Source organism: Kitasatospora sp. NPDC058444, from assembly GCF_042721415.1.
In the GTDB taxonomy this organism is placed as follows: domain Bacteria; phylum Actinomycetota; class Actinomycetes; order Streptomycetales; family Streptomycetaceae; genus Kitasatospora.
In genome coordinates this window covers 67,425-90,600 of the sequence record NZ_JBHXLL010000019.1, presented here as the reverse complement: position 1 = coordinate 90,600, position 23,176 = coordinate 67,425, and the positions used below count along the sequence as shown (strand labels likewise).

Annotated in this window: 22 protein-coding genes and 1 pseudogene; 8 read left to right on the top strand and 15 right to left on the bottom strand. The window is 73.4% G+C overall.

All coding sequences use genetic code 11. From position 1 onward, the window contains the following. Positions 1 to 222 precede the first annotated feature (222 nt). On the top strand, positions 223 to 1,074 hold the full coding sequence (locus tag ACFWP2_RS21070) for a hypothetical protein (protein WP_380453491.1): 852 nt from the start codon (positions 223 to 225) through the stop codon (positions 1,072 to 1,074). A 37-nt stretch (positions 1,075 to 1,111) separates the two neighbouring features. On the opposite strand, the gene ACFWP2_RS21065 is transcribed toward ACFWP2_RS21070, so the two are convergent. The 5 genes and pseudogenes from ACFWP2_RS21065 to ACFWP2_RS21045 form a co-directional block, all read right to left on the bottom strand. Beyond that, positions 1,112 to 1,786 carry a C39 family peptidase gene (locus ACFWP2_RS21065; RefSeq protein WP_380453488.1) on the bottom strand — a complete coding sequence of 225 codons (675 nt, stop codon included), beginning with the start codon at positions 1,784 to 1,786 and terminating at the stop codon, positions 1,112 to 1,114. Positions 1,787 to 2,015: 229 nt separating this feature from the next. After that, positions 2,016 to 2,516 (bottom strand): annotated as a pseudogene (locus tag ACFWP2_RS21060) (DUF4188 domain-containing protein); the annotation flags it as partial. Between the two features lie 200 nt (positions 2,517 to 2,716). Continuing rightward, entirely contained in the window at positions 2,717 to 3,703 is a 987-nt protein-coding gene (locus tag ACFWP2_RS21055) for an aldo/keto reductase (protein WP_380453485.1), read from the bottom strand. A 136-nt stretch (positions 3,704 to 3,839) separates the two neighbouring features. Continuing rightward, the gene (locus ACFWP2_RS21050) at positions 3,840 to 4,661 is read right to left on the bottom strand and encodes an ABC transporter permease (RefSeq protein ID WP_380453483.1); all 822 of its coding nucleotides are present in this window, start codon (positions 4,659 to 4,661) and stop codon (positions 3,840 to 3,842) included. Further along, positions 4,658 to 5,773 (bottom strand): ATP-binding cassette domain-containing protein, encoded by a 1,116-nt coding sequence (locus ACFWP2_RS21045; protein ID WP_380453481.1) that lies wholly within the window; start codon positions 5,771 to 5,773, stop codon positions 4,658 to 4,660. The genes ACFWP2_RS21050 and ACFWP2_RS21045 overlap by 4 nt, the downstream gene beginning before the upstream one ends. A gap of 104 nt (positions 5,774 to 5,877) precedes the next feature. On the opposite strand from ACFWP2_RS21045, the gene ACFWP2_RS21040 reads away from it, so the two are divergent. Beyond that, positions 5,878 to 6,645 (top strand): TetR/AcrR family transcriptional regulator, encoded by a 768-nt coding sequence (locus ACFWP2_RS21040; protein WP_380453479.1) that lies wholly within the window; start codon positions 5,878 to 5,880, stop codon positions 6,643 to 6,645. 114 nt (positions 6,646 to 6,759) lie between these two features. Here ACFWP2_RS21040 and ACFWP2_RS21035 read toward each other — a convergent pair whose 3' ends face one another. The 5 genes from ACFWP2_RS21035 to ACFWP2_RS21015 form a co-directional block, all read right to left on the bottom strand. Next, positions 6,760 to 8,151: a pyridoxal-phosphate dependent enzyme gene (locus ACFWP2_RS21035; RefSeq protein WP_380453477.1), complete on the bottom strand. Its 1,392-nt coding sequence runs from the start codon at positions 8,149 to 8,151 to the stop codon at positions 6,760 to 6,762. A gap of 119 nt (positions 8,152 to 8,270) precedes the next feature. Continuing rightward, entirely contained in the window at positions 8,271 to 9,518 is a 1,248-nt protein-coding gene (locus tag ACFWP2_RS21030) for a histidine kinase (protein ID WP_380453475.1), read from the bottom strand. Positions 9,519 to 9,585: 67 nt separating this feature from the next. Next, the gene (locus tag ACFWP2_RS21025) at positions 9,586 to 10,128 is read right to left on the bottom strand and encodes a hypothetical protein (protein ID WP_380453473.1); all 543 of its coding nucleotides are present in this window, start codon (positions 10,126 to 10,128) and stop codon (positions 9,586 to 9,588) included. 268 nt (positions 10,129 to 10,396) lie between these two features. Beyond that, the gene (locus tag ACFWP2_RS21020) at positions 10,397 to 11,236 is read right to left on the bottom strand and encodes a VWA domain-containing protein (RefSeq protein ID WP_380453470.1); all 840 of its coding nucleotides are present in this window, start codon (positions 11,234 to 11,236) and stop codon (positions 10,397 to 10,399) included. Between the two features lie 124 nt (positions 11,237 to 11,360). Further along, positions 11,361 to 11,921, bottom strand: a complete 561-nt coding sequence (locus ACFWP2_RS21015) for a hypothetical protein (RefSeq protein WP_380453468.1) — start codon at positions 11,919 to 11,921, stop codon at positions 11,361 to 11,363. 190 nt (positions 11,922 to 12,111) lie between these two features. On the opposite strand from ACFWP2_RS21015, the gene ACFWP2_RS21010 reads away from it, so the two are divergent. After that, on the top strand, positions 12,112 to 13,254 hold the full coding sequence (locus tag ACFWP2_RS21010; RefSeq protein ID WP_380453465.1) for a serine hydrolase domain-containing protein: 1,143 nt from the start codon (positions 12,112 to 12,114) through the stop codon (positions 13,252 to 13,254). Then, a complete protein-coding gene (locus tag ACFWP2_RS21005; protein ID WP_380453462.1) occupies positions 13,242 to 13,808 on the top strand; it encodes a hypothetical protein in 567 nt (188 codons plus the stop codon). The genes ACFWP2_RS21010 and ACFWP2_RS21005 overlap by 13 nt, the downstream gene beginning before the upstream one ends. Before the next feature lie 120 nt (positions 13,809 to 13,928). On the opposite strand, the gene ACFWP2_RS21000 is transcribed toward ACFWP2_RS21005, so the two are convergent. The 3 genes from ACFWP2_RS21000 to ACFWP2_RS20990 form a co-directional block, all read right to left on the bottom strand. Further along, complete coding sequence (locus tag ACFWP2_RS21000) at positions 13,929 to 14,342, bottom strand: alpha/beta hydrolase (protein WP_380453629.1); 414 nt, start codon at positions 14,340 to 14,342, stop codon at positions 13,929 to 13,931. Positions 14,343 to 14,379: 37 nt separating this feature from the next. Continuing rightward, a complete protein-coding gene (locus ACFWP2_RS20995) occupies positions 14,380 to 15,189 on the bottom strand; it encodes an alpha/beta fold hydrolase (RefSeq protein ID WP_380453459.1) in 810 nt (269 codons plus the stop codon). 298 nt (positions 15,190 to 15,487) lie between these two features. Beyond that, positions 15,488 to 16,999, bottom strand: coding sequence for a PQQ-binding-like beta-propeller repeat protein (locus tag ACFWP2_RS20990; protein WP_380453457.1), 1,512 nt, complete (start codon positions 16,997 to 16,999; stop codon positions 15,488 to 15,490). A 265-nt stretch (positions 17,000 to 17,264) separates the two neighbouring features. Here ACFWP2_RS20990 and ACFWP2_RS20985 point away from each other — a divergent pair, with 265 nt between their 5' ends. Further along, positions 17,265 to 18,053 carry a class I SAM-dependent methyltransferase gene (locus ACFWP2_RS20985; protein WP_380453454.1) on the top strand — a complete coding sequence of 263 codons (789 nt, stop codon included), beginning with the start codon at positions 17,265 to 17,267 and terminating at the stop codon, positions 18,051 to 18,053. 110 nt (positions 18,054 to 18,163) lie between these two features. On the opposite strand, the gene ACFWP2_RS20980 is transcribed toward ACFWP2_RS20985, so the two are convergent. Beyond that, complete coding sequence (locus tag ACFWP2_RS20980) at positions 18,164 to 19,567, bottom strand: carotenoid oxygenase family protein (RefSeq protein WP_380453452.1); 1,404 nt, start codon at positions 19,565 to 19,567, stop codon at positions 18,164 to 18,166. Next, entirely contained in the window at positions 19,564 to 20,199 is a 636-nt protein-coding gene (locus ACFWP2_RS20975; protein ID WP_380453450.1) for a TetR/AcrR family transcriptional regulator, read from the bottom strand. The genes ACFWP2_RS20980 and ACFWP2_RS20975 overlap by 4 nt, the downstream gene beginning before the upstream one ends. A 333-nt stretch (positions 20,200 to 20,532) precedes the next feature. On the opposite strand from ACFWP2_RS20975, the gene ACFWP2_RS20970 reads away from it, so the two are divergent. From ACFWP2_RS20970 to ACFWP2_RS20960, 3 genes are all read left to right on the top strand, one after another. Beyond that, the gene (locus ACFWP2_RS20970) at positions 20,533 to 20,862 is read left to right on the top strand and encodes a hypothetical protein (RefSeq protein WP_380453447.1); all 330 of its coding nucleotides are present in this window, start codon (positions 20,533 to 20,535) and stop codon (positions 20,860 to 20,862) included. A 32-nt stretch (positions 20,863 to 20,894) separates the two neighbouring features. Next, entirely contained in the window at positions 20,895 to 21,584 is a 690-nt protein-coding gene (locus tag ACFWP2_RS20965; protein ID WP_380453444.1) for an alpha/beta hydrolase, read from the top strand. A 311-nt stretch (positions 21,585 to 21,895) separates the two neighbouring features. After that, the gene (locus tag ACFWP2_RS20960) at positions 21,896 to 23,098 is read left to right on the top strand and encodes a serine hydrolase domain-containing protein (RefSeq protein ID WP_380453442.1); all 1,203 of its coding nucleotides are present in this window, start codon (positions 21,896 to 21,898) and stop codon (positions 23,096 to 23,098) included. The last annotated feature ends 78 nt before the right edge of the window (positions 23,099 to 23,176 follow it).

The following is a 23,176-nucleotide window of genomic DNA, read 5'->3' as shown; positions in this document are numbered from 1 at the left end:
ATCCCGCGCGGTGCCGCCGCCGGGCGCACAGCGCCGCCTCCGTGTGACCGTCATCACACCCCCGCGAGGGTTACCGGAGCCCTCACCGTGGTCATCAGCCCTTGAACGGGCCACGGCCCCCCGCGACGGCCGGCCACGACCACCGCCGCGGCTCCCGCCGGGCCGCCCCGACCAGCCGAGCTCCCCGGCCCGCCCGGAGCTCCGTCCGAGGAAGGTCTCCCGATGACCGATCTCGTCCACCCCGCCCGCGCGCTGTGGTGGCTCTTCGAGCCGGTGCACGCCGTCACCTACTTCCTGCCCGAGAGCCGCGTCGCCTTCGAGGAGGCCGGTCTGCACGGTCGCCTGCACGGCTACTTCGCCACCCGCTCGGCCCCGCTCGGCGCGGTGGACGCCCCGCCGGTGACCGCCGCCTTCTTCAACTTCTCCCCCGCGATGGTCGAGCGCGCCCTGCCGGAGGTGTGGAACCACGCGAGCCCGGAGGAGGCGCTGACCGCCCGGCTGAAGGCCTCGGCGACGATCCTGGGCCGGCTGCTGGAACACGTCGACAGGGAGCAGGTCGAGCTGGTCGCCGAGACCCTGGAGCAGGCCGCCACCCGGCTGGACTGCGCCGGCCGGGTGCTGGCCTGCGCCAACGCCGCGCTTCCCCGCCCGAGCGGTCTGTACGAGCGGCTCTGGCAGGCCGCCACCGTGATGCGCGAGCACCGCGGCGACGGCCACGTGGCCGCCCTGGTCGCGGCCGGGCTGGACGGCTGCGAGGCGCTGGTGGTCCGCTGCGCGATGGACATGCGGCGCGAGATGATCCAGCCGCTGCGCGGGTGGACGGACGCCGAGTGGGAGGCGGCCGCCGAACGCCTGGTCGAGCGCGGCTGGCTGACCGCCGAGGGGACGGTCACCGAGCTCGGCCGGATCCGCCACCAGACCCTGGAGGCCGCCACCGACCTGGCCGCCGCCCGGGTCTGGGACGACTATCCGCGCGCCGAACTCGACCGGCTGGCAGCGGCGTTGAAGCCGATATCGGCGCTCTGTCGAGGTGAGCTGCCGATCAACCCGATGGGGCTGCCGGACAACCAGTGACGACCGGTCCGCGGCACCGGTCAGGGCGAGGACGACGTCAGGGTGAGGACACCGCGGGCGGGCCGAGCACGATCCCCCGCCCGGCGTAGAACCGCCCGAACGACCGCCACGGCACGCGCGCGAAGGCCTGCGACTCCCCGGGGAACCCGGAGGGGTTGTGGATCAGCAACGCCGTGTCCGTGGCACCCACCGCCAGGACCAGGTGCCCGCCGCGCCGCACCGGCTCCGGCCCGTACGGCTCCCGGATCGACGGGTGCACCGAGACCATCACCAGCCGGCCTTCGGCCACCTCGGCCGACACCTCTTCGGGCGTCAACTCCCTTGCCCGCGCGGCCAGTCCCCAGCGCCGCCCGACGTACTCGGCGAACGGCGCGTGGATCAGCCCGCGCAGGCTGTCACCGTCCCGCAGGTACGCGCCGGCCGCCACGCACTCACCCGCGAGTGCCATCGCCGCCGGGGTCACGCCCCACCAGTGCGCCAGCGCCATCCGCAGGCAGGCCACCCCGCACAGCCGCCAGGACCACCACGCGTACTCCTCCGCGGTGGCCGCGCCGGACTGTCCCCAGCGGGGATCGGCGGACGCCTCCAGCCGCCCGTCGACGATCTCCCGCACCAACTCCGCCGACTCCCACTGCGCGTGGTACGGCACCTCGTGCACCACCCGCACCGACCGCGCCGGCGCCTGCGGCCGCGCGTCGCCCCGATCCACCATGCCCCGACGCTCTCACGGCACGGCGGCCGGGCGGCTCACGACACTCCCGGCGCGGCCGCACTCAGGCGCCGGGGGCCGACACGGCCCCGACCTCGGACCCTCCCGCGCGGCCGGCCCCGGTCTCCGCGCCGCCGTTCTCCGGCTCGGCGCCGCCGTTCTCCGGCTCCGCGACGGCGTTCGCAGGCGCCGACTCCGAAACCGACTCCGGCACCGACTCCGGCACCGATTCGGTAGCCGGCTCCCGGTAGGCCAGCCGCTGCGCCGCGTGCCGACCGCGCGCCTCCACCGGCAGCGAGCCGGTGGCACCGGCCAGACCGAACGGCGGCATGTCGAAGTAGATCGACTCGTACCCGCCCGGCGGCGCGATGTACGTCTCGTGCCAGAGCCCGACGTGCCCGCGGGCCTTGCCCTCCCGCTGCTTGCGGTTGGCGATGCCCCACGCCGTGTGGTGGAAGCCGTCCGGCGCGCTCGCGTAGCCGTACAGCTTCTCCTTCGACTCCCAGTACTGGACGACGTAGTAGGTGCGCGGCGAGGCGGTCAGCAGGATGCGGCCGCGCAGGCCGCGCTCGGGGGCGCGGCGCAGCTCGTACAGCATCCGGAGCATCGCGAACATCACCGGGCCCCAGTGGTGCACGGCCCAGAACCGGTTGATCCGCATGCCGATCAGCAGCACCACGGTGTCGCCGGTGGCGGCGGCGGTGGTGAAGCCCGGCTGCGGCTTCGCGAACAAGGCCAAAACTGCCTCCCCGTACCCTTGCCCATTGCCTGTGTCAGCGGTGACTACACCAGCGCCGGACCACCCGGTCAAGGCTCGCCACCCTCACAATTCGGCTACTGCGCGGGCAAGTTGACACCATCCGTGACCTGGGGTGCCGCACCCCGGCCCGCAGCGGGCCGGGGCCGGGGCGCGGACGGCCTCCCCCGGGTGGCCTACCAGGCGTAGTCCTCCGGGGCGGGGCGGTGGCCCGGGAAGAGCTCGTCGAGGCGGTCGAGGGTCTTCTGGTCGAGTTCGAGGTCGAGCGCGCCGATGGCGGCGTCGAGGTGGGCCGCGGTGCGGGGGCCGATGACGGGGGCCGTGACGGCCGGGCGGGAGAGGAGCCAGGCGAGGGCGAGGTCGGCGGGGTCGGCGCCGAGTTCGGCGGCGAAGTCCTCGTAGGCCTGGATGCGGTCGCGGTGCTTGGCGAGGAGTTCGCTCGCGTGGGGCATGGCGCTGCGGTCGCGGGTGCCCTCGCGCTCCTTGCGCAGGATGCCGCCGAGCAGGCCGCTGCGCAGCGGGGACCACGGGAGCAGTCCAAGGCCGTAGTGCTGGAGGGCGGGGACGACTTCGAGCTCGATGGTGCGGTCGAGCAGGTTGTAGAGGGACTGCTCGCTGACAAGGCCGAGGAAGTGGCGGGCGCGGGCGGTCTCCTGGGCCTGGGCGATGTGCCAGCCGGCGAAGTTGCTGGAGCCGACGTAGACGATCTTGCCCTGGGCGACCAGGACCTCCATCGCCTGCCAGATCTCCTCCCAGGGCGTGTCCCGGTCGATGTGGTGCATCTGGTAGAGGTCGATGTGGTCGGTCTGGAGGCGGCGCAGGCTGGCCTCGACGGCCTTGCGGATGGCGAGCGCGGAGAGCCTGCTCTCGTTGGGCCAGACGCCCATGTCGCCGTAGACCTTGGTGGCGAGGACGGTGCGCTCGCGGCGGCCGCCGCCCTTGGCGAACCAGCGGCCGATGATCTCCTCGGTACGGCCCCGCAGCCGGCCCTCGCTGTCGCGGCCGTAACTGTTGGCGGTGTCGAAGAAGTTGATGCCGCGCTCATGGGCGGTGTCCATGAGGCGGTGGGCCTCGGCCTCCTCGGTGTGGGGGCCGAAGTTCATGGTGCCGAGGCAGAGGCGGGAGACGGTCAGGCCGGTGCGGCCGAGGTGGGTGTACTCCATGGCGCCCCACCCAAGACCACACCGGCTCCGCTGTCCAGCACATTTGGCGGGAGTGCCGGAACCCGGCGGATCATGTGCCGGAACCCGGCGGATCGCCTGCCGGAACGCTCCGGATCGCCTGCCGGTACGCCCCGGATCACCGCCCGTGGGTGGCGAACTTCCTTACGGCGAGCGGCATGCAGACCGCCAGCAGCACGGCGCTCCAGAGCAGCGCGGCGAGGACGGCGTGCTGCGTCGGCCAGGCGGCTCCGGCCGCCGAGGGGTTGCCGAAGAGCTCCCGGCAGGCCTGGACGACGGCGCTGACCGGGTTCCAGTCCGCGAGGAACCGCAGCCAGCCGGGCATGCCGCCGGTCGGCACGTAGGCGTTGGTGACCATCGCCAGCGGGAAGACCGCCACGGACAGCTGGCCGGCCGCCTCCTCCTTGCCGACGGCCAGGCCGAACAGGGTGCCGACCCAGGTCATCACGAAGCGGAAGAGCAGCAGCAGCGCGAACGCCCCTGCCGCGTCGGCGAGTCCGTTCCGGGCCTGCCAGCCGGCGGCGAGCCCGACCAGGGCCAGCAGCGCCAGGACGACCACGCTGACCAGCAGGTCGGCGAGGGTCTGGCCGAGCAGCAGCCCGGTGCGGGAGACGGGCATGGAGCGCAGCCGGTCGGTGACTCCGCGCGCGACGTCGCGGGCGGCGCCGACCATGGTCGGCATGATGCCGTTGGTGGCCACCATGGCGAACAGGCCGGGCATCAGGAACTCCCGGTAGTCGCCGCCTCCCGGCACCTGCATGGCACTGCCGAGGACGTACCCGAAGACCACCACCATCACCACCGGCACGCCCAGGGAGGCGGCCAACAGGCCCGGCGAGTGGCGGTAGTTGAGCAGGACGCGGAGCATCGAGGACCAGGTGTCGGAGGCGAGCCGGCCGGCACCGGACGGTCGCGCGGGGGCGGTGTGCGCCAGGGTCATCGGACGGCCCTTCCGGTGTTCGCGGTCACCTCGGCGTCCGAGGCCTCCTGGGCTTTCGCGGCGTCGCGGGCGGGCTCGATGTCTCGGGCGGGCTTGATGTCTCGGGCGGGCTTGATGTCTCGGGCGGGCGCGGCATCGCGGGCGGGCCCGGTCTCCCCGGCATCCGAGGCCTCCTGGGTGAGCGCGAGGAACACGTCGTCCAGCGAGGGCGCCCGCACCGCGACGTCCTCCGCGACGACCCCGACACCGTCCAACTCCCGCACCAGCGAGGGCAGCAGGACGGACACACCGGGCGTGGTCAGCACCGTGACGGTCCGCTCGGCGACGTCCACCCGGGCGTCGCCCCCGGTCATCGCGGACAGCACGACGGCGGTGGAGGCGAGTTGCCCGGGGTCGGCCAGGGTGACGGAGACCTCGCTGCCGATCGCCGCCTTGAGCCGGTCGGGCGGGCCGGTGGCGATGGCGGCGCCGTGGTCGACCACCACGATGTCGTCGGCGAGCCGGTCGGCCTCCTCGAGGTACTGGGTGGTGAGCAGCACGGTGGTGCCGCCGACGGCCAACTCCTTGACGGTGTCCCAGATCGCCTGCCGGCTGCGCGGGTCGAGCCCGGTGGTGGGCTCGTCCAGGAAGAGCACCGGCGGGCTGGTGACCAGGCTGGCGATGAGGTCGAGGCGCCGGCGCATGCCGCCGGAGTAGGTGCGCACGAGCCGGTCGGCGGCCTCGGTGAGGCCGAAGCGGGTGAGCAGTTCGTCGGCGCGCTCCCGGGCCCGGCGGGCGCCGAGGTGGTGCAGCCGGCCGAGCAGCCGGAGGTTGTCGCGGCCGGTGATGCCCTCGTCGACGGCGGCGTGCTGCCCGGCGAGGCCGATGGCGCGGCGGACGTCCTCGGCGGCGCGGACGACGTCGTGTCCGGCGACCCTGGCGGTGCCGCGGTCGGGGGCGACGAGGGTGGCGAGGACGCGGACGGCGGTGGTCTTGCCGGCGCCGTTGGGGCCGAGCAGGCCGCAGACGGTACCGGCCGGGACGGTGAGGTCGAGGCCGCGCAGCGCCTCGGTGGTGCCGAAGCGTTTCGCCACACCCGCCATCTCGATGGCGGGCCGGGTGGTGTCGGACATGGCTCTGCCCCTCTCTAGGTACAGCGTACGTAGAAGCACGCTTGGGCGCCAGCGTACTACGTACGCCGTACGTATCTAAGATGGGAGCGCGAGGTGATCTTCCAGTGCCGTCCAGCAACCCCGATCCGTCCAGCAGGCCTGATCCGTCAGACAGGCCTGAGCCGTCCGGCAGGCCCACGCCGCCCGAGGCCCCCGAACTGATCTGGCTGCGCCCCGAGCGCACCGGTCGCGGCCCGCGCCCGGCCCACAGCCGGGACTCGATCGCCGCAGCGGCCATCGAGATCGCCGACGCCGAGGGCCTGGACGCCGCCTCCATGCGCCGGGTCGCGGCGGCGCTCGGCGCGGGCACCATGTCGCTCTACAACTACGTGCCGAAGAAGGAGCACCTGCTCGACCTGATGCTCGACGCGGTCGCCGCCGAGTACCGGCTGCCGCCCGAGCCGAGCGGCGACGTCCGGGCCGACCTCACCGGCCTCGCCCACCAGCAGCTCGCCGTCTTCCGGCGCCACCCCTGGGCGCCCGCACTGGTGCTGGCCCGTCCCGGCATCGGCCCCAACGCCCTGCGCTACACCGACCACTTCCTCGCCGTCACCGCCCCCACCGGCCTCGGCGGGGGCGTACGGATGGAGGCGATGGCCCTGTTCAACGGCTTCATCTGCCAGTTCGCGCAGTACGAGCAGACAGCCGCGGCAGGCGCCAAATGGCAGGCCGAGATGGTCGGTTACCTCGGCCAGGCGGCGGCGAGCGGTCAATACCCGCACCTGGCCCACGCGTTCGCCACCGCCGGTCCGCCCGCCGACCCCGACCAGGCCTTCGACCGCACCCTGAACCGGGTGATCTCGGCCATCCTGGCGCCCGCCGACGGGAGTTGAACCGACGAGAGCCGCACCGAAGGGAGCCGGGCCCAAGGGAGTCAGGCCCCAGGGGGTCAGGCCCCAGGGGGTCAGGCCGAAGGGAGCAGGCCGAAGGGAGCAGGCCCAAGAGACTCAGGCCGAAGGGAGTGAGGCCAGCACCTCCCTCGGCAGCACCCCGGCCACCCGGCCGTCCACCAGGACCATGGCCGCCCGATGCGCACCCCCGACCACCGCCCGCGCCTCGGCCGGCGACTGCCCGACGCCGACCGCCGGCAGGGTCGGCCCGAGCAGCGCGTCCAGCGGGTCGCCCGGCTTGGCGGCGCCTTCCGCGAGCGCCGCCGCCAGCGCGGTCAGGTCCACCGAGCCGACCACCTCCGTCGCGGCCAGCCCGTACGGGCGCGCCGCCCGCGCCAGCACCGCCGGGGCGACGCCGCAGGACGCATCGCGCAGCGCCTCCACGGCCTCGCCCACGGTCGCGTCGACGGGCACCGACACCAGCGGCGGGAGGGTCTCCAGGACCGGCCGCAGGCCGTCCGCGTCCTCCTCCAGGAAGCCCCACTCCCGCAGCCACGCGTCGCTGTGCACCTTGGACAGGTACGAGCGCCCCGAGTCCGGCAGCACGACCACGACCAGGTCGTCCGGCCCGAGCGTCCGCGCCACCCGCAGCGCCGCCGCGACGGCCGCGCCCGAGGACGGCCCGGCCAGCAGCCCCTCCTCCCGGGAGAGCCGACGGGCGGTCAGCAGCGACTCCCGGTCCGGGATCCGCTGGTAGGAGTCGATCACCTCCGACCGCAGGGCCTGCGGCCGGCGGTCCTCGACGGTGTCGGGGTGGAGGTAGTGCCCGATGCTCTCGACGTACCACGGACTGCCGTCCCCGCCTCCGTACGTGGAGGACTCCGGGTCCGCGCCGACCACCGTCACGGCGCCGCCGGAGACCTCCTTGAGGTAGCCGCCGGTGCCGGTGACGGTGCCGCCGGTGCCGACGCCCGCGACGAAGTGGGTCACCCGGCCGCCGGTCTGCTCCCAGATCTCGGGGCCGGTGGTCCGGACATGGGCGTCGGGATTGGCCAGGTTGTCGTACTGGTTGGCGAGCCAGGCGCCGGGGATCTCCTCGGCCAGCCGCTGCACGACGTTGAACAGGTGCCGCGGGTCCTCGGCCGGCACGGCGGTCGGCGCGAGGACGACCTCGGCCCCGTACGCGCGCAGGATGTCGGACTTCTCGGCCGACGACTTGTCGGCCACCCCGGCGATCACCCGGTACCCGAGCTGCCGGCCGACGATCGCCAGGCCGATGCCGGTGTTCCCGGAGGTCGCCTCGATGATCGTCCCGCCCGGCTTCAGCAGGCCGTCCCGCTCGGCGGCCAGCACCATCGAGAGCGCGGCGCGGTCCTTGACGCTGCCGCCGATGCTGAGGAACTCCGCCTTGGCGTAGATCGGCGCGGCGATCCCGGCGCCGAGCCGGGCGAGGCGGATCAGCGGCGTCCCGCCGATCGCGTCCAGGACGGATTCGTGAACTGCGGCCATCTCGGGCCCCTTTCGCTGGCACTGTCCGCCCGAGCCTGCCCAGGTCGGGGGCTCGGTAGACGGCAGCGACACCGTTCCTCATCCGGCGAAACAATGTCCGACGGCCGGAGGGCGTGCGGTCAGGGCGGGTTCGGGGCCGGATTCGACGGGTCCGCCCCCTGGTCCGGGACCGGGGAGAGCGGCAGGGTGGCGGTGACCCGGAAGCCCGAACGGTAGGGCGAGGCGGTCAGCTCCCCGCCGAACAGGGCGATGCGCTCGGCGAGTCCGAGCAGGCCGTGGCCGGTCGAGAGCTCCCGTCGGGCCTCGGGGCGACGGCCCGCGCCGTCGTCGACCACGTCGAGGGTCAGCACGTCGGACCAGCTGATCCGGACCGAGGCGTGACTGCCGGTACCGGCGTGCTTGATGATGTTGGTGACGGCCTCCTGGACGAGGCGGTAGGCGGTCTGGTCGACGCTGTCGTCCAGGTGGATCGGGGTGCCCTCCACTTCGAGCTCGATCCGGATGCCGACCCGCCGGGCGTCGTCCAGGAGCGGTGCGAGGTCGGCCAGCCCGCGCCGGTCGGCGGCCTCCGTGACGGGCACGTCGGCGGTGCGCAACAGCCGGAGCATGCGGCGCAGTTCGGCGATGGCGGTGCGGCCGAGCGCTTCGATGCCGGCCAGCACGTCGGTCAGCCGGGCCGGCTCGGTGGGTGCGGTGGTACGGGCCGTCTCGGCCTGCAGGACGATGACCGCCACCGCGTTGGCGACGATGTCGTGCAACTCGCGGGCGATCTGGACCCGCTCGGCACGGACCGTCTGGCGGGCCTCCTCCAGTTCACGCTGATCACGCTCGGTCGCGGCCGCACTGGCCCGGGCCCAACGGCCGGTGCCCCAGGCAAGGGCGACGAACGGCAGCGTCAAGGCGATGTCACTGATGATCACCGTCATCTCGTCGCCGGGAACGACCTTCATCTCCGTGATCGGGTACCAGATGGTCAGCGCGGCGGGGACGGCCGTCAACGCGAGTGCGGCGAGGGCGGCGGGCCGGTCGCCCTGCCGGGCCACCGTGTACAGCGCGAGAAACACTCCGAAGATCGGCGTGTAGTTGACGTCGCTTGCCAGGGACAGCACGATCGCGCCGACGGAGACGGCCCAGACGATGCCGAAAACCGTCAACGGCCACCGTCGACGAAATGTCAGTGCGACGATCTCGGGCACGGTGAAGAGCAGCACCAACAGATGGTCCAGCCAGCTCACTGTCGGCTTGAACATGTTCCCGAAATAGGATATGTCCAAAATGGCGATCACGAACGCCAGTGCGGCGTCCTGGATTATAGCGACCTTCGGCCACTCACGCCTTCCGGACCGACCCAGGATCCCTTCGTTCATCGCTGTCCCTGCATCCTCACTACACGGCAACAGCCAGCCCTGCCATGTGGAAGAAGCTGTCCATTTCCTATTGGAACCGCAGCTCCTGCGAGCAGCACGAGCCCCAGCAGCAGAGCGCGCTGGCGAATTCCGGCAATTCACTCACCGCGCTGTCGGGCCACCACGGCTCCACCGGAATTGCGAGCTCCGGCCGATGAATCGGGTAACCGAGTGCGGCATACGTGGCCCACAGATCGCCCGGATGGCGCCGAAGGCTTTCGACGTGCGCATCCTGGGTGATACGCGGCGGCAAGGTGTCCGCGTGTCGTGACGGATCAGGCAGTGCCAGGAGGGCTGCCGCCGTCCGGGTCGTATCACTGGTCAGAGCGGCCAGGCCGATACCGACCACTCTCAGCAGCTCGGAGCCGCCACCGGGATCCGGCTCCTCCCTGATGTGGACCGCGAGGCGCTGCCACGGGTCACCGGCCGCCTTGGGCGGATCGGGTACGAGCACCGTCTTCGGCCCGAAGAGAAATCCGTAAGCGAGGTCCGTGCGCACCGCCGTCCCGTCCGACTGGACAAGATGCACGGTGACGCTGACGATGGGTTCTGACGTGATACGACCGTTCATAGTCGACTCCCCAAGGGCTTCGCACTTTCAGGCCTTTCTCTCTTTCTACCTCTCCCTGTCGCGTCTCGCACGGGGGCGGGAATTCCCGGACGAATGACCGGAACGCTTCTCACAGCGTGTCATTCGCCTGCGCTTCACTTCTTCACTATGACCCGCCGTAGGTCCCGGGCACATGAGCCCCTGGTCCCAGACAAACCCGGCAGCACGCGCGGGCGGTGCCGCACACGGCCGCCCCTGGCCGGGCCGTCGAAGCCCGTGCCCCCGGGCTTCACCGCCTGGTCAGCCACGCGGTCAGGGCAGCCCGGAGGCCCCCGCGCCGCGGCTGCTCCGCCGCGGGAGCAGCCGGCGCGGCAGGACCGGCCGCTGCACGCGGCACCCGCAGCGCCGGGCCCTGCGGCGCGATGCCCTGGGCCCGGGCGGCCTCGAGCCACACCGGAAGCTCCGCGAGCAGCAGGTCGTACAGCCTCTGGTCGGAGACCTTCCGGGGGTCGCGACCCAGATGGACGAAGCCGGCGTTGTCGATGGGCCGCTTCTCCGGGACGGCCAGTTCGTCCAGCTTCCGCAGGAAGTCGAACTGCCGGCTGTCCGGATCGCCGAACCCGATGAACTGCCAGAAGATCGGCAGCTTCGCCGCCTCGCACAGGCGCCGCTCCGCCGCGCCCTTGTCGATCGGCCCGCCGTCCGTCTGGAACAGGACCAGGGCCGGCGCCGTGGACCCGCTCTCCCGATAGTGCCGGACCACCGCGTCCATCGCCAGGTGGTAGCCGGTCCTGCCCATGTGCCCGAGGCCCGCGACGATCCGGTCGATCCAGCCCGCGTGGTCCGCCATGGCGATCTCGGTCTCGGCGTCGACCTCGGTGGAGAAGAAGACGACCGGCACGCTCCCGTCGTCGTCCAGGTTGGCCGACAGCCCCAGCACGCGGTCCGCGAGCGCCTGGACGCTGCCGTCCTGGTAGTAGGGCTTCATCGAGCCGGAGTAGTCGATCACCAGGTAGACCGCCACCTGCTGGCCGCCCAGCCCGCGCCGCTCCACCGAGGCGCTCGCGGTCTTGTAGAGGTTGACCAGCGCGGGCGCGCTCTGCTCGACCTTGCTCAGGCTGACGGCCATGTGTCGCTCCTCGCTCAGTGCGGCGGCCGGGGCCCCCGGGGCACGTGATCGTCAGCGCGCCCCGGACACTGTGCGGCTCGGACCGGAGCGGCGGCAAGCCCTTGCCCGGGCCGTCCCGGGCCGCTCACCACCCTCCCGGGTACCGCGACAGCCAGTCGGCGTGCCGCTCCTTCAACCGGTCCCGCTCCTCCGTCGAAGCCAGGTACACATCGGCCCCACCGTCGTACGGGTGGTACAGGCGCCGCATGCCGGTGCCGGTGATGATCACCCCGCCCTCCCGCTCGTCGGCGACCCGGCGCAGCAGCCCGTCCAGGCTGCCCCGCCGCCACGGTCTGCGCTCCACGAACACGTGGCAGTAGGTGCGGAACTCCGGCTCCGGGTCGTCCGACTGGAGCCAGGTGCGCCAGTGCTCCGCGTCCCGGCGCATCCGGGGGACGCTCGCCCGGCTCGTCCACCGCGGGGTGAGGACGTACACCTCGGCGCCGGTGAACAGCTCGTCCAGCACGGTGTTGTGGCGCTCCAGGAGGATCGCGTACTCGCGCTCGTCGTCGGGGTAGCGCTTGGACTCCGGCAGGCTGTGGAAACGCACCCAGACGTCCCGCTCCCGCCTGTGTATCTCGTATCCGACGGGCTCCGAGCCTGGCCACCGCCGCTCCCAGAGCGCGGTCAGCGCCTCGCGATCCATCTGCTCCCTCCTCCATGTCGGCAGGCGAGTCTGCCACATCCGCCCCACCAGCCCCGGCCTGGCGAAATCCCCTCGTCACGGCCGCCGGGCTCCCGTAGCGTGGTTCGGTCGATCTTGACGGCAGTACACGGCAGCACACCGCAGCACACCGCAGTGCAGGGCAGTACAGGGCAGAACGGGGCACCACATCATGCAGCAGCACCAGGGCTGGGCCGACGAACGCTTCGGCGCCGTCGCGGACGCCTTCGCCGCCAACTTCGCCGAGTTCCCCGAACTGGGCGCCGCCGTCACGGTGTACTCGGGCGGCCGGAAGGTGGTCGAACTGTGGGGCGGCACGGCCGACGACCGCACCGGCCGGGCCTGGACGCAGGACACCGTCGTCCCGGTGTTCTCCTGCGCCAAGGGTCCGGTGAGCCTCTCCGCGCACCTGCTCGCCCAGCAGGGCCGGCTCGACCTGGACGCACCAGTCGCCCGCTACTGGCCGGAGTTCGCCCGCAACGGCAAGCAGGCCGTCACCACCCGGATGATCCTCGGCCACCGCGCCGGCCTCCCGGCCCTGGACGCGGCGCTCTCCTTCGAGGAGGTCGCCGCCTGGGATCCGGTGATCCGGGCGATCGAGGCGCAGCAGCCGCTCTGGGAGCCGGGCTCCACCCATGAGTACCACGGCCATGTGTTCGGCTTCGCGGTCGGCGAGGTGATCCGCCGGATCACCGGGCTGACCCCGGGCACGTTCCTGCGCCAGGAGGTCGCCGAGCCGCTCGGACTGCCGGTCCGGATCGGCCTGCCGGAGAGCGAACTGCCGCGCCTGGCACGGCTGGTGGAGGACGAGGGCCGCCGTCCGATGCCGGGCCCGGAGCATCTGCTCACCCGGATCGTCACCATGAACGGCGCCCTGGTCTTCCCCGGCCTGGACGTGCCGCACGGCTGGAACGACCCGCAGCTGCACGCGATCGAGCTGCCCGGCGCGGGCGCCGTCGCCTCGGCCACCGGCCTGGCCGGCCTCTACGCGGCGGCGGCCACCGGACTGGACGACTCGCCCCGCCTGCTCTCGCCCGAAACCGTCACCGACGCGGTGCGTGAAGTCTCCTCCGGCCCGGGCTTCCTGGGTTTCGACATGGGTGCCCGCTGGGGCTCCGGCCTGTTGCTGGACTCCCCCGGCTTCCGCCCGCTGCTCGGCGCGCGCAGCTTCGGCAACGACGGCGCCGGCGGCCAGTTCGCCTTCGGGGACGACGAGTTCGGCGTCGGCTTCGGCTATGTCGCGAACCGGATGATCGGCCACGGCGACGCCCGGGCGAACCGTCTGATCGAGGCGGTGCGCGGGTGCCTGGGCTGACGGGCTTCCTCCCGCTCGTCACCGGCCTGGCCACCACCGGCATCCTCGGCGAGCTGCGCTACGGCGCCTCACTGCCCGAACTGGCCGCCCACTACGGCGATCCGTGGGACGGCGGCCGCATCCGCCGCGGCAACCGGTGGCCGCACGCCTTCAGTTGGGGCGACGTGCAGACGGTGTTCTGCCGCTGCCGCCGGCTCCATGCGCTGTCCCTCCCGGTCTGGCACGGCGAGCTCGACCTCCCCCGACCGGGCGGCGGTTCGGTGACGCTCGACACCCATGTCACCGAGACCGACCTGATGGCGGCGCTGACCGCCACCGGCCACAGCTGGCGGACGGTGACGTACGAGAACCTCCCGGGCCAGCGGAACCTGGAGTTCTCGCCGGCCGAGGAGGTCCGGGTCGAGCTGGTGCTCACCGACCGCGACGGCTACGACCAGCCGCCGCTTCCGGAGTGGGTGCTGCACAAGGCGGTGCTGTGGGGCTTCGAGCACGTCGAGTGTCCCGAGCCGGACCGCACCCTGCCGGACGACGGCTGGGGCGCCGGCGAACGGTAGTGCGGCCGCGGGCCGTTCAGGCCGTCGGGGCCGTAGGCCGTTCAGGCTGCCCGGGCCGTCGGGTCCGCGGTGGGCCGTTCCGTCCCCTGTGCGGAACGGCCCACCCGCCGACGGCTCCCGCTACTTCAGCAGGAAGTCGTACACCGCCTGCCGCCCGGCCGGGTTCGCCGCCCGGTTCTGCACCGAGTGCGCCGCGCCCGGCACGATCACGATCTGCGGGTCGTGAGCCGACTCGGCCTGCTGGTACAGCCACTCGACCGGTGTGGAGAGGTCCCGGTCGCCGCCGAGCAGCAGCACCGGCACGTCGGGCAGTCTGCGGTGCGCCGGCGGGGCCGGCGGTACCCGCTCGCGCGGCCAGTCCAGGCAGACCAGGAGGCTGCCGAGCCCGGTCGCGGTGGCGGGGTCGAACGGCCAGGTCTGCTCGGCGGTCAGCCGCTGCCGGGTGAGCTCCAGCGCGGCCGCCCGGCCCTCGACCAGCGTGTCCGTGGAGCCCCACGGGAAGCGCGAGACCGGCGCCGACTGCCTCTGACACACCGTCAACCCGGCGAACGGTGCCGGGATTCCTCGACTTTCAGCCCAGCGCCCGCGGCAGCACCACGCGCACCCACTCCTCCGGCTGCGCCAGGTGCGGGGCGTGCCCGGCGCCCTCGTACAGGTGGCGTTCCGCCTTGGGCAGGGCGAGGTCGATCAGGTCCAGCACCTCACCGAACATCGGTGCGCTGTCGTCGCTCTGGGTGAGCAGCGCGGGCTCGCCGAACCGGGAGAGCCCGGTCAGGTCGAGGTCGAGCGCGTCGGGGTCGCGCAGCTCGTCCAGGTAGGTGGGCGCGTTGCGGATGTAGGCGTGCCGGACCGGCGCGGGCAGTTGCTCCCAGGCGCCGGGGCCGAAGGCGAGGCTGTCCACGTACAGTTCGGCGGCGGCGGCCGACTCCGCCTGCTCCAGCAGCTCCCGGACGGCGGCTACCCGGTCGGCGAAGTCGGTGCCGATCGGGCGCAGGTCCGGGTCGGCGAGCAGGATGCCGGTCCCCGGCGGCTCGTGCACGGCGATCCCGCGCAGCAGGTCGGGCCGGGCGGTGGCGAGCCGGAGGGTGACCAGTGCGCCGTAGGAGTCGCCGTAGGCGAAGGCGGGCGCCAGGCCCAGCTCCTGGATCAGCCCGGCCAGGTCGGCCGCGTCCTCGTGCACCGAACCCTGGGTGAGCGGATCCTCGCTGCGACTGTGCCCCCGGCGGTCGTAGGCGACCGCGGTGGTGGACTCGGCCAGGCCCGGCAGCACCCGCGCCCAGGAGTCCGCGTCGCTCCAGGAACCGTGCACCAGGACGACGCCGGGGCCCTCACCACGGGCCTCGTAGTGCAGCGCCACCCCGTTCACCCTGATCTCGGCCATCACGAGTCTCCCGATCTCGGCGGTGCTCCCCCACCAGCGTGACACAACCGCCCGGAAGGCTCAGGTCCTCCGCTGGCGGGCCCGCCGGAGGGGCGAGGCGGAGCGCGAGGACCGTCTCCGCGCGCCCGGCCAGGCGTGATCCGGCCGCCGACCACGGCGCTGGCGGTCACCCTGCGTCACCAACTGCCCTGGCCATGCCCGTTGCGGTGACGGTCCGTCCCCGGCATCCGTCATCGGCGTCCGTTCCCGGCGTCCGTTCCCGGTCTCCGTCCCCGGTCTCCGTTCCCGGCGCGCGCCCTCAGCTCAGCACCCGCACCGGCGGCTCGTCCCGCGTCCCGTCCTCCGCGACCACCGTGAACCGCTCCGGACCCGACACCGACAGGTCCACCGGGTAGAGCGACGCGGTGTCGTTGACGTCCAGCACGGCGCTCTGCCGCCCGGTCGCCACCTCCACCCTGGTCACCCGGCCCCGGGTCATCGCCCACACCGAGCCGCCGTCCACCACCAGGCCGGTCACCTGGTCGTCCAGCCCCGCCGTCCAGCGCTTGCCGCCGTCCGTGAGCGAGTAGGCCAGCAGCCGGCCGGTGGCGGTCCGGCTCGGGTGCTTGCCACCGCTGATGCCGATGTCGCCGGGCTTCTCCCCCGGCACCACGAACAGGTCGCCCACCACCACCCCGCCGAACAGCGGCCGGGCGCTGAACTCGTCGAAGGCGTGCAGCCCGCCCAGCATCACGTCCAGGTCGTACTCGTCCCCGGCGACCGGTATCGCCGCCCGCTGCCGGCCGGTCCGGTCGTAGCTGAGCACCGCGTGGGTGCCGCGCTCGGCCTGGGCGTCCACCCACACCGCGAGCGGGTCGACGGACACCACCGCCAGGTTCTTCAGCCCGCCCGCCGCGGGCAGTGCGATCCGCTGCTGCTCCCGGCCGTCCGCCGGGGCCAGCGAGCGCAGCACGGGTGCGGCGTCACCGCACTGCGCGACCGTGACGGCGTCCCCGGCGCCGCCCGCGACCTGCAGCGGGGCGCAGCCGGGATCGACCGCGCTGTGCCAGACGTCCCGGCCGTCCGCGAGCCGCACAGCGCGCCAGCCGGCCTTCTCCTGGAGCAGGGCCTGCTGCCCGGCCACCGCGACCACGTCCGGCGTGGCGTCGTCGCCGTCCCGGGCGGGCGCGTCCACGGTGGCGGTCCAGCCCTCCCTGCCGTCGGCGAGGTCGAGCGCGGTGACGGCGGAGCACGGCCGGTCGTGCGGCGAGTGGCCGATCAGGCCGAGGGCGCCGCCCTGGCCCGTCCCGTCGGGCCCGGTGCCCCGGCTCATCGCGCACACCGTGTCCTGCCCGGGCGGGGACCAGCTCCAGGCGACGGCCCCGGTGGCGCTGCGGTACGCCACCACGAGGTCCGGCCGGACCCGCACCACGAGGTTCCCGCTGGTCCAGCTGCCCACCGCGCGGATCGTGGAGGGCCGGTCCAGCGGCGCCTTCCAGGAGTCGTTGAGGCCGTCCCCGGCGAAGCCGACGAAGATCGCGAGCCCCAGCAGCGCCCCGGCGGCGGCCGAGGGGAGCCCGGTCCTCGGGTGGATCAGCGCCCAGACGAAGCCCGCACCGCAGGGCATCAGCCCGAGGATGCTGATGATCCCCATGAACGCGAGGCTGTCGCCGCCGAAGCCGTTCGCCGGGCCGAACAGCACCGCGAGCCCCATGCTCGCGAACATCGCCCCCAGCACCCCGCCGGAGACCACCATCCAGGTCTCCTTGTCCCAGGCGAACCTGGCTCCCCACCTCGCCCGGACGACACTGTCCTCGGCCCGAACGGCCATGCCGGTCTCTCCCCTGCGACGCGCCGCCCACCGCGTCGGGGCGACGATCATCGGATCGTTGCAGAGCGCGCCATGATCCGGAACAAAGAGCAGGGAAAACCCCGGCCATGACCCGCACATACCAGGCCCCGGACGCCGGGATCGTGACGAATCCTCCTTCGTGTCCCGCCGCCCTTCCGCCCCGGCTCGGGCCTCGGCCCCGGCCCCGGCTCCGGCCCCGGAAATCGATTGCCCGCCCCCGGGGCGCTGGCTAGCGTTGCCCGACATGACCGCGACTCCCACCACGACCCCCGCCACGCCCGACTGGCGCACCGCCAACCGCGCGAACTGGGACGAGCGCGTACCCGTCCACGCCGCCGGCCCGTTCTACGACCTGCCCGGCTTCGTCGCGGGCCGTGACACCCTCCGGGACTACGAGCCCGCCGAGGTCGGCGACGTCAGCGGCCGCACCCTGCTCCACCTCCAGTGCCACCTCGGGCTCGACACCCTCTCCTGGGCCCGCCGCGGCGCCGTCGTCACCGGGCTGGACTTCTCCGCCCCGGCCGTCGCGGCCGCCGCCGACCTCGCCGCCCGGATCGGCGCCGACGACGCCCGGTTCGTCACCTCCGACGTCTACGGGGCCGCCGAGGCGCTCGACGGACGGACGTACGACATCGTCTACACCGGCTACGGCGCGCTCTGCTGGCTCCCCGACCTCACCCGCTGGGCCCGGACGGTCGCTTCCCTCCTCACCCCCGGCGGCTTCCTCTACCTCGCCGAGCACCACCCGGTGGCCGACGTCCTCTCCGACGACGGGCGCAGTTTCGAGGAGGACTACTTCGAGCGCACCCCGATCGTCGTCGACTACCCCGGCACCTACGCCGACCCGGACGCCCGGCTGGACGCCACCGTCACCGTGCAGTGGCAGCACGGCCTCGGCGAGGTCGTCACCGCGCTGGCCGGGGCCGGCCTGCGCCTGGACTTCCTCCACGAGCACGCCCACGGCCACTTCCGCGTCCCGGCCGGCTCGCCCGCCCCGCAGTCCTACTCGCTCCGGGCCACCCGGCCCCGATGACCCCGCCCGGGCCGCCGCCGGCTCCCCGCTCCCTGTTTCCGGCTCCCCGCCCGGGCGGCCTTCGACCGCGCTGAGCACACTCCCGTCCACGGCGGGCTCATTTTTGCCCCTCAGCGACGGCCCGGTTCCCCGCCCGGCACCCAGTTGCCGTGCAGGCCCAGCGGGACCCGCACCGGCAGGTGGACACGGGCGACGGGCTCGCCGGTGAAGTCCTGGGCCGCGAGGATCACCAGGTCCGCCGCGCCCCTGACCGGGTCGTGGACGTACGCCATCAGGTAGCCGTCGTCCTCCGCCGCCGGCGACTCGGCGGGGACGAACACCGCCTCGCCCACCGCCCCGTCGCGCCCGAACTCATGGGCCTCGACGGTCCCCCGGCTCAGGTCGTGCTTGAACAGGGCGTTGCTGAAACCCTCCTCCGGTCGGTCGACCCCGGGGCCAGCCGCGGACGCGTACAGCTCGACGGCTGCCGCGTAGCCGTACCGGTAAGGGCGCCCGGTGTGCCGGGAGTTGACGCGCGGGAAATCCTGGACCCGGTCGTCCAGCCGCTCCTCCCGCACCGTCCCCGCCGCCAGGTCGATCGTCCAGCGGTCGAGCGTGGGCCTGCTCGCGCCGATGGTGCGCAGGTCGATCCCCGGCGGGTGCCGCACGACGTCGACCACCAGTGAATCCGCCGACCGCTCGTACGCGTTGAGGGTGTGCCCGACCAGGTGCGGCGCGAGCTCGAACCACCGCACCGCGCCGCCCTCGCGCGGCATCACCCCGACCCGGGCGGCGCGCCGCTCGTCCCAGGTGAAGGGCACGCCGGTGGCCAGGTGTGCCGCGCTGAACACCACCGGCGTGTCGTACAGCAGCACGAACCGCTCGGTGAGCGCGAAGTCGTGCATGTACGGGTTGCCGGGCACCTCGATCAGCGTGCTGCGTCGGACGGCGCCGGAGGCGTCCATCACGATGTGCTGCACCTGCTCGGAGCCGTACCGGAAGGCCAGCGAGTGCAGTTCCCCGGTGTGCGGGTCGAGGATCGAATGGGCGTTGGCGCTGTACCCCTCCGGCGTGGCACCCAGCTCGCACGGCCCCACCGTGTCCAGCTCGTAGGTGAGTTCGTACGGGCGGATGCCGCCCTCGATCAGCGCGTAGGTGCGCCCGGCGAGACCCGCGACCTGCACGTTGGGGGAGATGTCCAGCCGCTCGTCGACGGGCGTGCCGCGCCGGGGCTCACCGAGCCGGCCGGAGACCGCGCCCGAGCGGACCCAGCGGTTGCGGTACCACTCGGCGCGTCCGTCCCGGATCCGAACGCCGTGCACCATGCCCGCGCCGAGGGTCCACAGGTGCGCGGCCGGGTCCTCGATGCCCAGCGGATTGGGGCCGTTGCGCAGGTAGCGCCCGTCGAGGTGGGCGGGTATGCGGCCGGTGACGGGCAGGTCGTGGGCGGTGACCTCCTCGGTCACCGGGCGGAAGTTCCCGCAGAGGTAGCGGTTGCGGCTCGTGCCGCCGTGGCCCGGATTGTCGGGACTCATGGTGTCGCCCTCTCGTCAAGTGATGGAGTGCCGGCGCCGAACGCCCTTCCCAGCGCGGCCATCAGCGCCTCGTAGCGTGCCCCCGCCTCGGCCGGCGCGAAGTGGCCGGCGAGCTCCAGGCTCACCGCTCCGTGGGTGGCCGCCCAGAAGAGCTTGGAGATCTCATGGGCGTCGCCGGGCCGGAAGACCCCGGCCACGATGCAGGCCTCCACGGCCGCGACCGAGGCGTCGAACGCACCGTCCGCCAAGGCCAACGCCTCGGCGCCAGGTCGGAATCCGGGCACCGGCTGCTCGAACATCACCCGGTAGTAGGCGGGTTCGGCGATCGCCAGCTCCCGGTAGACCCGGCCGAGCTCGGTCAGGTACGCCAACGGGTCTTCCCCGCACGGAACTTGCTCCTGCGCCCGGCGCAGCCGCGCGAAGCCTTCCCGGTACAACGCGTCCAGCAGCCCCTCCTTCCCGCCGAACATCGTGTACAGCACCTTGGTCGAGGAGCCGATCTCGGCGGCGATCCGGCGCACGGTCAGCGCGGCGGGGCCTTCGGCGACGAGGAGGGCGATGGCTCGGTCGAGGATCACGGCGCGCACGGCATCCTGGCCGGTTCGCTGCGCGTCCTGGTAGGGCGTGCTCATGGGTAACAACGTAACCGATGGGAAACAGTGTTACCACCCTTTCACGCAAATCTCTCGCGCCCCGACGCCTCCGCCCCGTCCGGCTCCGCCGACCGGCGCGCCAGTCGTCCGCCACGGCACGCCAACCGTTCGCCAGGGAAGGACAGTTGAAACGCCTCGCGGGGCCGCCCCGAGCCGCCGTTCCACCCGGCCCCCGCGTGGTGCTGAGCCGACCGGGTACACCTCGGCACCGGGCAGTACGCGTACGCCCGGCCGGATCGTTCTGCTGTACATGCCTCCCTCGATCTCGCCCCCGTCCCCGCTGCCCGCGCCCGTCTCCCGGAGGAGGCTCCCGTGACCGTGATCGGCCGCGCGGCGGCCACCGTGGTCGCGCTGGGCATCCTGCTCATCCCGGCGGCCGTCACGGCGGGCACCGACCTGCCGCCCGAGCTCGGCGCGGGGTGGTGGGAGGTGTCGGCCGGCGCCGCCAACGTCCGGGTCGACCACTTCGGCGAGGACACCGTCATCGGACTCGCCCATTCGGGTGACCGGGTCGAGGTCGTGGACACCTGGACGTCGCCGCTCGGCGCCCGCTGGGCGAAGGTCATGGTGGTGCGCACCGGGGTCTCCGGCTGGGTCCTGTGGTCCCTCCTGGCGCACCGGGACCCGTCGTCGGAACCGTAGAATCCGCCTGTACACATCAGGAGGGATTTCGCGTGTTCCGAGCGCAGCGCCCGCGCACCGCAGAGCTGACCCAGCGGCAGGGAGAGGGGCCGGTCGACGGCGTCGCCCTGCTGCTGCCGGGCGGCTTCATCCGCAGCCGGCGCGCACCGCTGAGGGTCGCCGAGCTGGGCCTGCGGGACCTGGCCACCGAGCTCACCGACCGCGGCCGGCCGCACGGCCTCGCGGTGCACCTGCTGCGCTACCGCCACGGCGGCTGGAACGGCGCCGACGCCGACACCGCCGTCGACACCCGCTGGGCGCTCGACGAGCTCACCGAGCTGTACCCGGGCAGGCCCGTCGTCCTGATCGGCAACTCGCTGGGCGGGCGGGCCGCCTTCTGGTGCGCCGGGCACCCGTCGGTGGTCGGCGTCGCCGGGATCGCCCCCTGGCTGCCCAGCGGCGATCCGGTCGACCAGCTGGCCGGGCGGCGGGTGCTGATCGTCCACGGCACCGGGGACCACAGCTCGGCGAATGCCACCCAGTCCCTGGAGTACGCGCTGCGCGCCCGGCGGGTCGTGCCGGACCTCGCGCGGTACGAGGCGCCGGGCGCCAACCACCTGCTGATCCGCGAGTCCCGCGACATCAGCGCGCTGACCACCGCGTTCACCCTGGCCGTCCTGGGGGCCGAGCCGGCTCCGCTGATGACCGGGGCGGTCTGCACCCGGCTCCCGGCGCGGGTGTAGCCGCCCTCCCGCCGGCCGCACCCGCCGCACCCGCTCCCCGGGCCTCCCCTGCCGATCGGCAGGGGAGGCCCGGTCGCGTTCCGGCAGGATTCCTGCCGATCGGCACATGCGCGAACGGGGTTCCGGCGATCAGTCTTGGAGTCACCGCGACGGCGGCCACCCGGGCCGCCGCGGAAGGGAGTCTCCACCGTGTTCCGTGTTCCGTCTCTCGATCTCCGCGCCGGCCGGATGCAACTGAACACCCGTCAGTCTCGTGTACTCCAGGGCGGATCACTCCGCCCCCCATCCGCCCTCGGGACCCCGGAGAACACATGGCCGCCACCAGGCCCGCCTCCCTCGTACTCGGCCTCGCCGCCCTCATCCTCACGTCCGCGCCCGCCGCATCCGCCGTCGGCCGGACGCCACCCGCGGGTCCGGATCCGGCAGTCCTCGATGCCGCGATCGCCGCCCGTCCGGGGGATCCCGCGGCGGGCGCGGTCGCCCGGGTGACGGTCGACGGCCTGGTCTGGCGCGGCAGCGCCGACGATCCGGTGAGCGGGCGGCCGGTGGCGCCGAACTCCGCGTTCCGGATCGGCAGCATCAACAAGCCCTTCGTCGCCGCCGTGGTGCTCCAGCTCGCCGCCGAGCAGCGGATCTCCCTGGACGGCACCGTCCAGCAGTACCTGCCCGGCACGCTGCCCGCGAGCTTCACGCTGCCCATCACGGTCCGCCAACTCCTCGACCACACCAGCGGACTACCGCAGGCCGTCGAGGGCCCGGAGGTCGAGGAGGACGACCACGACGGCCTGATCGCGAACCGGTTCGTGATCGAGACGCTCGACCAGGTCGTCCAGCGGACTCTCCGCCCTCACCCGGAGAAGGGCCTCCCCGAGGCCGGCCCGGTCTTCGAGCCGGGCACCGAGCAGGAGTACAACAGCTTCAACTACCGGCTGGCCGGCCGGATCATCGAGCAGGTGACCGGACACACGATCAAGGAGGAGGTGACGGCCCGCATCCTGAAGCCGCTCGGCCTGCGGCACACCCAGGTGACGGAGGGCAGGCCAACGATGCCCGACCCCCACCTGGCCGGCTACTTCGCCGACAACGCCGGCGAGCCGACGGACGTCTCCGAGCAGGGCGGCAACCCCGAGTCGATGGTGTCCACCCCGGCCGACCTGGACCGCTTCCTGCGCGCCCTGCTGGACGGCGAACTCCTGCCGCCCCAGCAGCTGAACGACCTGCTCACCCTGCCACGGGACGCCTCCGGCCGGCTGGTGCCCGTACGCGGGGCCGGCGAGTGCCGGTTCGGCCCGGACAAGGGGCTGGCCTGCTACAGCGCCGGGCTGATGGCCATCCCCCTGCGGGACGGCACGGTGGTCTGGGGCAAGACCGGGCACGACCTCGGGTACGCCGACGGCGTCTTCTCCACCCCGGACCTGCGCAGGCGGCTGGTCTACTCCGTCGGCACCGGGGACGGCACTCCGGCGCCGGCACTCCGCCTCGCCGCCACGACCTTCGGCCCCTTCGCCCCCTGAGCCCGACCGGCCGGTTGCCGCACCGGACCTCTCACCCCTCGCCCCTTCACCCCCACCGCCCCGACACCGGGAGGGAAC